8 protein-coding genes are annotated in these 15053 nt (G+C 41.0%); 1 reads left to right on the top strand and 7 read right to left on the bottom strand.

Annotated elements, in window-relative coordinates; all coding sequences use genetic code 11:
* Positions 1–35 precede the first annotated feature (35 nt).
* The 3 genes from GSQ74_RS19195 to GSQ74_RS19185 form a co-directional block, all read right to left on the bottom strand.
* A complete protein-coding gene (locus GSQ74_RS19195) occupies positions 36–1934 on the bottom strand; it encodes a RagB/SusD family nutrient uptake outer membrane protein (protein ID WP_158995827.1) in 1899 nt (632 codons plus the stop codon).
* A gap of 11 nt (positions 1935–1945) precedes the next feature.
* Positions 1946–5194 carry a SusC/RagA family TonB-linked outer membrane protein gene (locus tag GSQ74_RS19190; RefSeq protein ID WP_158995826.1) on the bottom strand — a complete coding sequence of 1083 codons (3249 nt, stop codon included), beginning with the start codon at positions 5192–5194 and terminating at the stop codon, positions 1946–1948.
* 81 nt (positions 5195–5275) lie between these two features.
* A complete protein-coding gene (locus GSQ74_RS19185) occupies positions 5276–5947 on the bottom strand; it encodes a DUF3826 domain-containing protein (protein WP_158995825.1) in 672 nt (223 codons plus the stop codon).
* A gap of 426 nt (positions 5948–6373) precedes the next feature.
* Between GSQ74_RS19185 and GSQ74_RS19180 the strand changes: the two genes are divergently transcribed.
* Complete coding sequence (locus tag GSQ74_RS19180; protein WP_158995824.1) at positions 6374–7276, top strand: AraC family transcriptional regulator; 903 nt, start codon at positions 6374–6376, stop codon at positions 7274–7276.
* A 15-nt stretch (positions 7277–7291) separates the two neighbouring features.
* Here GSQ74_RS19180 and galB read toward each other — a convergent pair whose 3' ends face one another.
* The 4 genes from galB to GSQ74_RS19160 are packed head-to-tail and all read right to left on the bottom strand — an operon-like array spanning position 7292 to position 15040.
* The gene (gene galB, locus GSQ74_RS19175) at positions 7292–9688 is read right to left on the bottom strand and encodes a beta-galactosidase GalB (RefSeq protein ID WP_158995823.1); all 2397 of its coding nucleotides are present in this window, start codon (positions 9686–9688) and stop codon (positions 7292–7294) included.
* A gap of 9 nt (positions 9689–9697) precedes the next feature.
* Positions 9698–11128 carry an arabinose isomerase gene (locus GSQ74_RS19170; RefSeq protein ID WP_158995822.1) on the bottom strand — a complete coding sequence of 477 codons (1431 nt, stop codon included), beginning with the start codon at positions 11126–11128 and terminating at the stop codon, positions 9698–9700.
* 11 nt (positions 11129–11139) lie between these two features.
* Positions 11140–12261 carry a glycosylase gene (locus GSQ74_RS19165; RefSeq protein ID WP_158995821.1) on the bottom strand — a complete coding sequence of 374 codons (1122 nt, stop codon included), beginning with the start codon at positions 12259–12261 and terminating at the stop codon, positions 11140–11142.
* Between the two features lie 10 nt (positions 12262–12271).
* Positions 12272–15040, bottom strand: coding sequence for a glycoside hydrolase family 78 protein (locus tag GSQ74_RS19160; RefSeq protein ID WP_216846785.1), 2769 nt, complete (start codon positions 15038–15040; stop codon positions 12272–12274).
* Between the last annotated feature and the right edge of the window lie 13 nt (positions 15041–15053).

Raw genomic sequence — 15053 nt, 5'->3', positions numbered from 1 at the left:
GGAACAGGTTACGCACCTGCTCCTTGATGTTTTTGCTATTTAGTAGGATCGAACGGACCTCCCCAAGTATTATTCTGCTGTATATTCGGATCACTTTGCAGTGTACCAAGAGGCATACCAAAGAAATAATCAGCCGTTTGGAAAGCAATTGGTGCGGTATCCAGGTTTTTTAACTCGCCCAAAACAGAGCTACTATTGCTAACTACCATAGGCGCATAGCTGAAATACTGAGTATAAACCGCATCAAGATTGGTGACTGCAAGGCCATCACGTGTATTTACAAGATAATCAGTACCACTGCCAGTAGTACCGGATGGAATAGGTTTTAATAAGATGGTTAAACCCTCTCTTTCTGTCCCATTCAGTGTACTTTCAACTAATTTCCATCTTCTTAAATCATAATAGCGTTTACCCTCGTAAGCAAACTCTATTTGCCTTTCATACAATACGGCCATGGCAAGGCTGGTACCACTAAGGCCTGAAGTAAGGCCGTACATACCATCCGTACCGGCTTCAATACCTGCCCTTTTGCGTATAGCGATCAGGTCGTTATAAGCAACTGTAGAGTTACCTATCATAGCAGCAGCCTCGGCCTGATTTAACAATACTTCGGCATATCTAATCTCTTGCCAATCGGTTCCTGAGTAAGGAAGGTTAACAAGTGTGATGTTTGGGTCAACCGCTTTACGGCAATAGAAACCGGTACCGCTTGCTCCAACAGCTTCGGTTGTTTTAGTTGCAGTAGCCGCGGTATTAGAATAATAGTAATATGTCCACAACCTATTGGTGGGGTTACCTTGCAATGGCCACAAACAGCCATTATATGCTATTGTTTGATTAAAGCGCGGGTCGCGGTTATCAAAAAAGTGTACCGGGTCATAAGCGTATTTTGTTGAAGTGCCAGGCGCTTTACCATCCAGCATCGGGAATTCGGCTACTTCTGTCCAGGTTGGATTATCAGAACCGCTACCGCCTAATGACTTAGGTGTGTTGTTGGCTGTATAGGTGTTATTGGCCGTACCGTTTGGATCGGAAAACGTATTATATTCCGTAACCATAACGGCTTCGGGATTTTGTGGAAGCGTGCCACTTGCGCCTTCTGTAGTCCACATGGTTACATCTTCTTTTGGATATAGGCCGTAACCGTGTGCAGTAAGCGTAGTAATAGCTGCCGTACTGGCATCGTAAGCAGCCTGCCAACGTGTAACGTCACTATTAACGTTAAATTGCGGGCTTGCCCAGGTTAATAACACCCTGCCCAAAAAAGCCTGTGCCGCTCCTTGGGTAATACGCCCATAATCTACCGCCGGCCATCCGCCAGGTAAATATTTGATTGCAGTATCCAGATCGGCAACTATCTGGGTGTAAGTTTGTGTAGTTGTATTGCGTGGTAATGCGTCGGCCAATTTTGTAGCATCACCAACAACAGGTAGTGGTGTTAATACAAGCGGAACGCCACCATATAACCTCACCAAGTCAAAATACCTGTATGCCCTCCAGAATAAGGCCTGTGCTCTAAACCTGTTTTTGGTGCCTACGGGTATTGGGCTGGATGGCAGGTTGGCTATAAAATCATTTATGTTACGAATTTTGGCATAGTTATTAGAAGCCGTATTACCGGTACCAATATCTCCAACGGTAGCTGTAGTAACTGTCCCAAGGGTAAATACATTGCTTGAATAGTTTTCCTCACAAAGGTTACCAACACCAACACTGCCAAGGGCACTAAGCGACCCTCCGTTACCGGCCCATCCGGGCTGGTTATTGGTATAAATGGAGTTAATATACTGTACGGCTACTACCGAATCAGAAAAAAGAAGTGTTGTAGTATAAGTAGATTCGGGGACCTTATCAGAAAGCACCTTTTTGCAACTTGTATATAGCAGCGTTGATAACAACAGGCCTGCTAATGCTATGTAATATAATTTTTTCATTTTTTTAATATTTAAAAGCCAGCATTTAAACCTAATGTAATTGTTCTAAGTTCTGGATAACCCTCAGCGGCAGATGCCTGTGCCCTGTAACTTTCAGGATACGGATTGTATAAGCTTAATACGTTGGTACATTGTACAAATAAACGAGCATTTGCAAGGCCTACGTGTTTAATCCATGTTACAGGCAAACTATATGCTAAGTTAGCTTGTGATATATTCCAGTTAAAACTGTTAACAAACCAAAAATTAGTTGGCACATTCCATTCACTATAATAATACGGTGCAGGTAATTTTGCATTAGGTGTTTGCGGTGTCCAGTAACCTTCGTTCCATATAGCAAGCCTGTTTTCATCCAAATCGCCTTTAGTATCTGAAGTTAACTCATTACCAGGTATTGCTGTTGTACCACCCCATGAAAGCCCGGTAACCACATTAATGCTTAAGCTTTTATAACTAAAACCGAAGTTGAAACCGCCATTGTTGTGATTGCTTGATTTATTGCTCAGGTATTTCTCGTCTTTAGTATCGGTATTTTCTACTATACCATCACCATTTAAGTCGGCAAAATTTATCATACCCGGTGCCGGTGTTAAACCAAATATTTTAACATACTGAGCACCACCAGCAGCCTTAGCTCTTTCTGCAATGATCTGATTGGCTTGAGCCTGTGTGCGAATGATCCCCAAGCTTTCATAGCCAAAAACACCACCATCATCAGATTTACCGGTACGATCCTGAGCGGTACCTGCTACACCCGCCTGTATAGGTTCCCTGATATTTTTATCATCCATCCAGCCATAAAAAGCTGTAATATTATAACTCCAATCCTGGCTGATATGATCTCTCCAGGTAACGGTAAGCTCAGTACCAAAGTTGTTCACAATACCAAAGTTTTCTGCAGGTGCAGTATTACCTACGGTTAACGGAACAGCGGCCGATGTAGCGGCAAGCAAATCATAGCCATGTGTCCAATAATAATCACCAGTTATAGCCAAACGATTTTTCAATAACTGCAGATCTACACCATAATCAGTCTCAAATTTATGGTCCCAGGTAGCATAAGGGTTTGGCAACGCTGCAGGTGCAATACCGTTTCCACGCTCACCTTCATTAAATACAGCACCGCCGCTGCTACCTGTTTTTACGCCATATTGTTGAAAATACTGATAAGCAGTGCTATTTACGCCATTACCACCTAATAATCCCACGCTTGCTCTCAACTTTAACTGATCAACCCATGGAGCAGCCTCTTTAAAGAATTTTTCGTTAGATATTACGTAACCTAATGATACCTCGCCAAAGTTACCCCACCTTCTGCCTGGTGCAAAAACTGTGGTACCGTCCTGGCGAGAAGATGCCTGCACAAGGTAAGTTCCGTCATAGTCATAATTAATACGCTCAACATACGATTGAGTGGCCGTTTCATAAACAAGGCTGTTATTCTGGTTTGCTGTTTGTGTGCCAGTAGCAAAGTTATAGTTAGGCAAAGCGCCGATAATTGGGGCAGTTACAGATGTATTTACACCATCGCCAGTAGAACCTTTTTGCTCATATAAAGCTAATGCGGTTATGTGGTTTTTACCAAAGCTATGCTGGTAATTCAGCTTTGCATCTATCTGATATGATGTTACCAGATCAGGGTTAAAGGTTATATCATAACCATTTTGAAGAGTAGTTGTACTTTTTATTGTACCACCCGGTATATGGCTATTATCGCCCTGGCCCGAGTACAAATAATAAGTAAACTGTGTTCCGTATTGTGTTGGGAATGCTGCGTTTATGTTATCATTGAATGACATGCCAGCTGATAAACCCGGAATACCCGGTATTTCATAGTCAATATGACTCAAAAGGTTGGTAACATAATCAGGATGCTGTTCGAAGTTATTAGAATTTTGAAAAAGTGGAAAGTTTATGTTATCAATACCAGCACCGCCGGTTTGATAGCTTGCCACGTTAACAGGGTTACCATTTATAAAATATGGCAGCCATGGTAAATGTTCTCCAAGTATAGTAACGTCGTTGTTAAGTTGCTCTCCTGAATACTTCATCCAGAACTCTTTGTCGAATGAGTAATTAAAATCAAGATTAAGGCCAACTGTTAAACCTTTAGCCGGTTTTGTTTCAACGTTTGCACGCACACCCCATTTGTGGTTTTCGAGGCCAGAAAAGTTTGAGTTTTGGTTTGTATAAGTACCTGCTATAAAATAAGTTGCTTTGTCGGAACCACCTGATATAGTAAGGCTTTCATGTTCAACATCAGCAGCATGAAAATATTGTTTAAGCCAATTAGTATTATTAGCCGGGTTGGCAATATAAGCTAACTCGTCTGGCGTATACCATGAAGTATTTTTATTAAGAACGTTGCCATTTACATATCCATTAGCATCAATTGAGTTTCCGGTTTGTACACCTTGTGGCGCCTGAACACTCATTTGTGTATAAGCGTTACTCCATTGGGCCATTTGTATACCCGAAAGATATTTAGGCAGCTGCACAGCGTTTGCAGTACCAAACTGTGTTGAAAAAGTAATTTTTGGAGCGCCTGCTTTACCTTTTTTTGTACGCACAATAATTGCACCCTGACCACCTGATATACCATAAACGGCGGCCTCAGCATCTTTTAATACAGAGATACTTTCAATTTCGCTTACGTCAAGTAAATCAAAATCGGCTTGAGTGCGGAACTGGTCATCAATAATGAACAACGGGCTGGTGGTGCCTCCATTTGAATTTAGTGAAACAGGGTTACGGATGGTAACACTTGAAGTTGCCTGACCCGGACGATTAACACCGGATATACTGAGGTTGACAGTTTGCCCGCTTAACGTTTGAAGAAAGTTAAGGTTAGGTATATCCTGAATATCCTTAGTGCTTATCGTTGCTATCGATCCCGTTAAAGTGGATTTTTTTTGCTCGCCGTAACCTACTACCACTACCTCATCAAGGTTGTTATTATTAGGTACTAAATTAAAATCGGCATTCTTTTCGCCTACTTTTAACGTCTTTGATTGATAGGCATAGCCAACAAAGCTTACGCCTATTACAACATTTTGTAAATTAGTTACTTTTATGGCGTACTTGCCATTTACATCCGTAACTGTGGCTGCACTACTACCTTTAACCTGTACGGTTACGCCGGGCAGTGGTACACTTTTTTCATCGAGGACTGTACCTGAGACAGTTCGATTTTGTGCTTGTAGCACGTTGCTGATGCTGAGTAGCAGCAACACTGAAAATAAAAGGTAAATTTTTCTCATAAAAAATTAGGTTAATTTATAATTGGTATATATTTAGGGCTCGTTTAATAATACTTCTCACTTTATTATCAAACTCTTTTATTATCCTTTTTGGCTCGACTTATCTTTAATGCGCTGCTGCCATTCTGCTCCTTCTTTTTTCATATCGTATCCCTGGGCTGATAAATAGTTATTGATCCTTCCTTTGTATTTACCAAACCAGGCATGTTTTTTTTCTGATGATTCCGCATCTATGGCGTGCTCTCTTGCTTCTACCAGCCATGCTTTAATCTGCGTTTTTTGTACATCACTTAAATTTGGTATTTCATCCAGGTAGGCGTTATAAGTTAAAGGCAATATCCTGTAGGTCATTTGATCTTTAACCTCATCAATCTGTTGATTGTTTAGCTCGGTGCCCAATTTTGCTAAATAGGTATTGTGTAATTTATCAAGTTGCTTATCTACACTACTGTCAATTGCAGCTATTTGTGTATTAGCTGCAGCTTTATCATCACCTTGTTTTGATTTTATATCCTTTACTTGTTGATTGCGGGTATCATGTATAGCGCTTAAGTCGCGGTATTGATCTACTATTATTGCAACAACACGTTTAAACTTTGCAGAATCAGTAATATTAAGCGCAGTAACTATCTTTTCTGATCTTTTGGTAATTACTTGCGTATAATTTGCCTGTTCATTGGCATCTGTGCTTTGCGCATAAGTAAAGGTAATACTGCACAATGTTAATCCGGCTATTAAAAGGTACTTCTTCATTATTATATAGTATATCAAAAATGGCTTATATAAATTCTTACTTTTTATTATTCAATCATCAATTAAGATGATTGTTCCTAAAACACTAATTAATTATTCAACTAAACATCAAATACTTAATCCTGAAAAAATAATATATATAGTTATTAACTGGTTTTATAATCTTGCAGACATGCAATGCATTTGGACTGTCTACAATAACAAATATCATGGAAACGTAATTGCTATTACTACCCATATTTATCAACTTATTGTATCATCTTACCATAAGGATAATTAGTGTATATAGCAGTATATTTACATTGTATTTTATCAGGAAACTTGATTGGATCAATTTTTTTTCAGTAAATTTAAAATCTCAACCCGGATAGCTAATTATTTCCAAGCCAATTATCTGATTATTGTTTTAGTAGATTTTAGTTCAAAATGAAACCACATTTTCTTAAAGTAGCTGTACAACCGCAAAATTCCTTTAGTATAAGGCATGATATCTTGCCTACCTTCAGGGGTATATGGCACTATCACCCTGAGCTTGAACTGCACTATGTTATCAAAGGGGAAGGCGTACGTTTTATTGGTGATAATATCAGCAACTTTTCTTCTGGAGAAATATTGCTGCTTGGAGAAAAACTACCGCATTGCTGGCGTTGTAAAGAAGAGTACTTCCAACCGGATTCCGGACTTAATGTAGAAGTGATCGTTATACATTTTTTGCCGGATTGCCTCGGGCGCTATTTATTGAATTTACCGGAAGCTTATTTACTACCTAAGCTTTTTGAAAAAGCTAAAAACGGCCTCATTATAAATGGCAAAGCCAAGGAAGAACTGAAGCAATTAATGCACCGCGCGGTAAATGCCAATAACCTGGATAGGATTATTGTGCTGCTATCGATACTTAAAGTTTTGGCTGAAAATGAAGCATTTGAACCCATAACATTATCACATAATGAGTTTCATCAATCAAACGAATTAGATACTATACGCCTTAATAAAGTTTGCTCGTATACGCTAACTAATTATAAGAAGGAAATAAGCCTTAATGAGATCGCGGCTATTGGCAACCTGAGTGTTACATCATTTTGCAGGTATTTTAAGTTGATGACTAAAAAGACATTCTCCGACTTTTTAACAGAGATAAGGATAAGCCATGCCTGCCGCTTTTTAATTGAAGATAAATTGCCTACAGAAGTAATTTGTTTTGAGTGTGGATTTAACAATATCTCTAACTTTTACCGGCACTTTAAAAAAGTAACCGGTATGACACCGCTGGAATATAAGAGACGATACCTGAAAGGGCAAACCACTCATGTTGTTGCCCAAAGCGCTTAAAAATTAACGACTTTGCTAATTTGCGCTCAAGGATAGAGATGATGATTTTAAACCGTTTGAGTTAGCTTCAACTAAAATTTCTCCTTTGGTTTTTCTCGTGCGTACTATCAGCAGGCACATACCGTGGAATGCTTTGCGGTAGTTGGCTTTAAATGGTTCCATACTTATTTGGGAGCCGTTATCAACACCTGCTATACTGGCAGGGCCCTTTACTTTAAAAGTAACGAGGTTATCGGCATCGGGTACTATGTTTCCATCTTTATCCAAAACTTTTACCGTTATAAATGACAGGTCGTTACCATCAGCATGTATAGCCTTCCTATCGGCAATTAGTTGAATTTTAGCAGGTGCACCTGCCGTATGGACTTCTTGCGATAATACAATCTTTCCATTTTTACGGGATACTGCTTTTAATGTACCCGGTTCAAATTTCACTTTCCATGTTACATGCAGGTCATCGCCTTGTTTTTTTCTTATTCCTAATGATTTACCGTTAAAAAAAAGCTCCACTTCGCCAGCCTGGCTATAATATGCCCAAACATCAACCAGCTGGCCTGGTTTCCAGTTCCAGTGAGGCAGCAGATGCAGAACAGGCTTATCCGTCCACTCACTTTGGTACATATAATAAACATCCTTTGGAAAGCCTGCCAAATCAACAATACCAAAATATGAGCTGCGGGCAGGCCATGGATATGGTGTTGGTTCGCCTAGGTAGTCGAAGCCCGTCCAGATAAAAAGGCCGGAAAGGAAATCGTGTTTCTTAATTATCTTCCAGGTTTCCTCGTGCGTTGAACCCCAGTAAGCGGCTACGTTATCATAGGCGGTAACCGCGAATTCAGTATTCCCTTGTGTAAACGGAATTTTTGAACTTTGTGGCCAATGGCGGGTCGTATCAGTTGGAGTATCATAAAATCCACGGGTTTCCAGCGCCGACATGGTTTCGGTAGCAATAAACTTTTGGTTAGGATAGTTCTTTAAAAAATCAGCATATACTTCCTGGTGATAGTTTAGTCCAACAAGATCCAAAGCTCCAGATTGATAGATGAAATTTTTATGCGGGTCAGACTCGCTTAAGGCGGATGTAACCGGACGGGTATCGTCAAGATTCTTTACGATCTTAACCAGTTCGCGGGTTATTGAAATCCCGGTGCTATCAAATTGTTCGCGAATCTCGTTACCTATACTCCAGATAAAAACACAGGGATGGTTACGATCGCGTAGAATCTGATCTGTCAGATCCTGTTTGTGCCATTGTGCCCAGTCTTCGTGATAATCGTGTTTGTTTTTTTTCTTGGCCCACATATCAAAACTTTCATCCATCACCAAAAAGCCCATTTTATCGCAAAGATTTAAAAGCTCAGGCGCTGGCGGATTATGCGAAGTCCGAATGGCATTACAACCCATTTGTTTTAAAATTTGCAATTGCCTTTCAATTGCACGGATATTAACCGCCGCACCTAATGCACCTAAATCGTGGTGCATGCAAACGCCTTTTATTTTCATGTGGACGCCGTTTAAGGAAAAGCCTTTCTCACTATCAAACCTAAATGAACGTATACCGATATTAACTTGATAATCGTCCAATAATTCATTCCCCTTAAATAACTGCAGAACGACTTTATATAAATAAGGATGATTTGTAGACCATAAAATGGGATTTTGGATAACTACATCCCTATCAGTAGCATCATCTGGATTATTAATTGATGAAATATTATCAGCCACAACCTTACCCATTTCATCATAGATAATGGCTTTTAAACTCAGGCTTTTATCGATAGATGATATGCTGGTGCTGATATTTACAATTGCGCTGGAATTAGTTATTTGTGGTGTGGTTATAAAAGTACCCCATTGTTTAAAATGAGTTTTATTGATAGTAGTAAGCCATACATTACGATAAATGCCGGAGCCGCTGTACCAGCGTGAGTTCGGCTGTTCAGAATTATCAACCCTAACGGCGATAACATTTGATTGATTGCCGAATTTTAAATAGCCGGTAAGGTCATAATTGAAAGAGATATAGCCGTTAGGCCTTTTGCCCAGGTAGTGCCCGTTAATCCACACTTCACTGTTACGATAAACGCCATCGAAATTGATGATGATGTTTTTGCTTTTTGAAGATACGGGTAACTTGAATGTTTTGCGATACCAGCCAATTCCCGTAGGTAAACCGCCTTCATTTGCTGTGGATGGATTTTTCGGGCTGAAGTTGCCTTCAATGCTCCAATCATGAGGCAGATCGAGGGCGCGCCATTTTTTGTCGTTAAATGTGTTGTTTTTGGCGAGGCTGTCATCACCCAGCATAAACTTCCAACTACTATCGAAATTTTCGACTTTACGGGCCGATTGTGCCGATGAGCTTAACCAACCTGTTAAAATAACTATGATGAAAACAAAAAACAGCTTCATATCAAATACTTAGCAAACTTGTACAACATTTATATTAAGCAATTGCCCCAGTTTGCTAATTTTTGAGGCGATATGCCCCACGCCTACCGCGCAGTGGTGGGCTGGGCCGTAGCTATTCCAATCGTTTACAAACTTCCGGGCACCCAAGCTAAATTTATAGCGGCTATTGGTATTGCCTATTTCCAATATCGGGCCGGGTACTGATTCGCCTTCGGCTACCAGTAATATTAATTTACCGCCTGCCTGCTCCACCACCGATAATAAAGTTACCGGACCGTTTTTTACCGACATTTCTACAGATAAACCGCGGCCAACCTTACCGTGAAATACTTTTAATGGACGTACCTTAGTTTTACCTTCGGCGATGGCGATATGGCCGGGCCCATCGTGCCCCATCAGTACTACATCAGCTGCAAAATCCATCGCATAATACTCTGTGAAAGATCCTCCGGCGCCAAAAGTGTCCATTATCTTCATGGCTTGCGCGTTCTTTATTTCATACTCGCCCGCAACTGGTATGCCTCGTGCTGTTAGCATAGAATTACCCAAAATGATAGAGCTAATGGTATCTTCGTTATCAAAATTGCCTTCGCCTTTGTAATAGTAGGCTATTGAACCCAAGTTGTATTTATTCACCAATTTATCAAGCGCTACAGATGTTCTTGCTGCTCGTTCCAGTTCTTCAATTGTGCAATCTTCCTGTACGTCGAATAGATGGTCAAATTCGTTTATCCTGACAGAAATCTCCTCGCTGCTTACTTCTTTCCTAAGGCTTGCCAGTTCATCAACTTCTATTAATTCAATATGACCGCCGAAGGTTGCATATTGCTGGGTGAGATCGGTATAAATATCTAACATCCCACTGTAATAATGCCCCATACAACCCAAACGGTTATAAGCCATGGTATGAGCAACTTTAGCCGCTTGTACCCATTCGGTTACTTCGTCCCAACATTCCGGGTCATCATTCAGCATCCCGGTTATTTGGTGAAATTTAATACCAGTACGGTTAAATACATTCGCAATTTCAGGAACCGGGCAAGCAGAGCAGTATGCCAGCCACTCACCAGTCATTTTGGTGCGATCCGTCATCCGGTTAAACTTTTCGTAATCAATGGATGCTTCGGGAGACAGATTCAGAATGATAACCGGCACTTTGGCCCGCTGTACCACCGGCAATACCGTTGAGGAAAGCGCATAGGTAGTAACATATAAAAATATCAGGTCGACATCTTCTTTTCTGAAGCGGCTTCCGGCATCAAAAGCTTTTTCGGCTGTATCTATCAATCCAAGATTTATGATCTCGGGGTGAATGGCAGATAGTTTGTTATTTACCGTGGTCAGATACCCTTCCAACCGCTCCTTTAATCCGTCAAACTGCTGCCAGTAGGCATCAAGCCCAATACCGAATAATCCTATTTTCAATGTGTTTGGGTGCATGTTAACAACGATTAATTTTTGATTTTTATCGGAGGTGCTATATAATTTAATGTGCTTTTGCCCATATCTTTTGATGTTGCTACCGCGATACCACGCTGCTGTGATTTGTTAACGGCGCAGTAGAAATGATAAACAACACCTTTCCAATATATCACCTCAGATTTATGCGCGAATTCATTATCAAAAGGTTCGGATGCCTGTATTAGTTTTGCCCCGGTCCAATCTGTCCAATGCACTAAATCATACGAACAGGCAAAACGATTAAACACACCGCCCGAACCAGTCTTCCAGAATGCGCCGAAATAGAACATCACATAAACATCGCCTATTTTTTGAATATCTGGATCACCTGTAATACCGGGACCATGGTTTAATACCGGGTCTTTACCGTAACGGGTCCAATGGATCATATCATCAGAAGTGGCCATCCCAATACGTTCGGCGCCTCGTTTTTTATCTACACTATCGCCATTGGCATTGTAATACATCACAAAAGGGTGCCCGGTAAGTTTTGATTTATCCCAGATGACGGTTTCTTTATATTGCGTGTGGTTATCCCACCAGGAAACATCAGAATCATGTACTGATAATACAGGATGGTCTAAGCGATCCCATTGATGTACGGTTGTTGGATCCTGAGTAGTATAGGCCATGCCTATGGAAAGCACACCTTTTTCGTAGCCACGATCATGTCCGCCGAAATATGACATCCAGTATTTGCCGTCATATTTTTGTGGTTGATAGCTCCCTCCCCATTTGGTATCTACGAGCGCCATGTAGCCTGCTTTTTGATTATTATCCCAATGAGTAGTATCCGAAAAAGACATGATACGGCCCATGGTATTCCAATGCAACAGATCCTTACTATTTGCCAACCAGGTTTCATAACCACGCCCATTAAAAATAATGTAGGTCATGAACCATTTTCCATTCTTGCGGAATACAGTCGGGCAGTCGGTCTTTTTGATATTGCTATCGGTTACCATCACCAAACCATATTTGTAGGGCGTTTTTACCTGATCATAAATTTGCTGCATCACCTTATCGGGTACTTTGTTTATGTCCGATTGCGCATGGGCTGTGTTTAAGCTAATTATACCGATTAGGGCAATTAATAAATATTTAATTTTCATGTTGAATGATCTATTTTTCGTCTGCAATGAAATCATAGGTTCCGGAGCCAACTGCTATTAGCGCCTTATTATTTTTGTACCCTAAAAACTTGATAGTTTTAACGGCGCTAATGGGTTTTCCACTCTCCGTTAACGCTCCCTTTTCGCTGGCTGGCAGATAAACTGTAGCGGTAGTATTTGCTGGTATTTGAACCGTTAATTCAAATTTCCCATTTGTCTTTTTCCAATCTGTCGCGATAACACCATAAGGTGACTCATAAGATGCTTTAGCACTGATTACATCGCCAACCGGTTCCGGCCTTATCTCTATATTTTTCATAGCGATAACACCCGGTGCTGAACGGATGCCTGCCAATCCGCTGTAAAACCACTCCATAATGTGGCCCAGCATAAAATGGTTATTGGATACCTGCGGCAAAGCGCCCCAAGATTCTGTTAAAGCGGTAGCGCCATGTGCCAATTGATAACCATAGCCGGGAACATCCGACCTGCTGTTCATATCGAATATAACATCTGATCTACCTGCATCATCCAAAACCCTTAACAGATAACGAAAGCCAATATCGCCAGCGGTTAAAGCGTTTCCATGGTCGTGCAATTCTTTTACGATGTTGTTGATTACGGCTTCCTTATCTTTCGGCTCTACCAAACCCATGTAAACCGATATGGAGTTGGCTGTTTGACTGCCTGTGCCATATTCCTTAGTTTTTGAATCGAAAAAGGCTTTGTTATAAGCTTGTTTAACTGTAGCTGCCATTTTTTTATAAGCGATAGCATCCTGTTTTTTGCCTAAAAGATTGGCAATATTGGACACGATACCCAAATCATAGTAATAAAAAGCGGTAGCTGTAATACCTTTTGGTGTTTGTTGTGAATATCCCGGCGCTTTCGGGCCCTGATCGTACCAATCGCCCAAGCCCTCTGTCAGGATATGCCCTTTGGCTTCCTTGCCCAGATAATCCAAATAGCGTTTCATCATATCATAATTCTGCGCCAACACTTCCTTATCGCCATACCACTCATACACATACCATGGCAGGATAACAGCATTACTCCCCCATTCAGGCGAATCACGGAATGGATCACCGAACTTGGTAAACTCAGGAGCTATCTCCGGTATTAAACCTTCTGGCGTTTGCGCGAGGCGCATATCATTAATGCACTTTAAAGCAAGACGGTGTATATCATAATTATAATGTAGGGAGCTGCCTACCAAATGGGCTTCTTCCAGCCAGCCTAGTTTTTCACGATGCGGGCAGTCTGTAAATACACTTGCCATGTTGCTTTTCATGGCCCAGTCTATCAGCGTAAATGTTTTGTTTAGCAACTCGTTTGAGCAGGTAAATGAACCAATTTGAGCGGCTGAATTACGGGTATGCAAGCCTTTTATATCCACCATTACCGGCAATTGGTTTATGTTCGATTCCCCTTTAGGTACTGCTCCGTTTACCTGCAAATACCTAAAGCCATAATAGGTAAATTGCGGATGCCATGTTTCGGGGCCATCACCTTTTAAAATATAATCGTAATAATGCGGTTTACCTGATCCGGTTTGGTTAGCAGTACCATCCTCATGGATCAACTCAGCTGGAGTTATCCTAACCGTATCGCCCTTTTTACCCTGAACAGTGATTTGTGGAATGCCCGAAGCATTCTGACCTAAATCATACACCCACACGCCCGGACTTAATTGTTTTTTACTAATTGGCGTAAACTGTTGCATAACCCGCAACGGGTCGGCAGCCTGCGCGTTTAGTTGCGGAGGACCTTTTACTGTTATGGCATTTTGCCATTTTGAATCATCAAAGTTCACGGTATTCCAACCTAATTGCTCCAGGTTAGCATTATAATCTTCGCCGCCATAAATGCTGGTAAAGGTTATTGGGCCGGGAGCCGCTTTCCAACTTTCATCACTTACTAAGTTACCGATAGTACCGTCTTTATATTCCAATACCAAACGGCATATCATTTTTGGATAACCGTAAGCACCTGTCATTTTTCTGTAGCGATGGTCGCGGGGGATAAAGTAAAAACCATTGCCCAGCATTACGCCCAGCGTGTTACTGCCCTGCACTAATTTTTCGGTCAAATCAAAAGGCACATATAAAGCTTGTTTATCGTACTGTGTCCATCCCGGGTCGAGGAAGTGATCGCCAACTTTAGTACCATTCAGGCTCATATCAAAATGACCTAAGCCGGAAATATACATGGTGGCTTTTTTAAGCGGTTTATTGATGGTGAAAGTTTTGCGTAGTAATGGAAGCACATCGTTATTCGGCGGTAAACCTTTAGGGCCTTTACCTGCGGGGAACGGCACCATACGTATGGAGTCAGGCATTTTAGCGTACGCAATCCATTTAGCGCCCTGCCAATCAGCCAGAGTTAATAAGCCCATTTGCCATTTAGTAATGGCGCTCCATTCCGAATGATGGTGGTTATCCGAAACCATTACTTTCCAGTAATAAGTTTTTGCTGCCACTAAAGGCTTCCCTTTATAGCTGATTTGTATGGAAGCGGATGAAGGGATTTGTTTTGAATCCCACATATTGCCTACATTTTTGGTTAAAGCTTCCTTATTATCAGCAACCAAAACATGGTAAGCTATTTGTGCGGTGTTTCTTTCATCAGATTGTAGTTCCCAACTTAGTTTTGGTGAGGAGGACTCTATTCCTTTAGGATCAGACTTATACTCGCACATCAAATTGGCCACTTTTAAACCTTGTGCAAATACCTGTATCGGCAGCATTAAAAAAAGTATGTAGAATCTTTTGATCATCATTTTTATCATTTGT

This window comes from Mucilaginibacter sp. L196 (assembly GCF_009765905.1).
Taxonomy (GTDB): Bacteria; Bacteroidota; Bacteroidia; order Sphingobacteriales; family Sphingobacteriaceae; genus Mucilaginibacter.
Note: the sequence above shows the minus strand (reverse complement) of the source record. Positions and strands in the feature narration are given on the sequence as shown.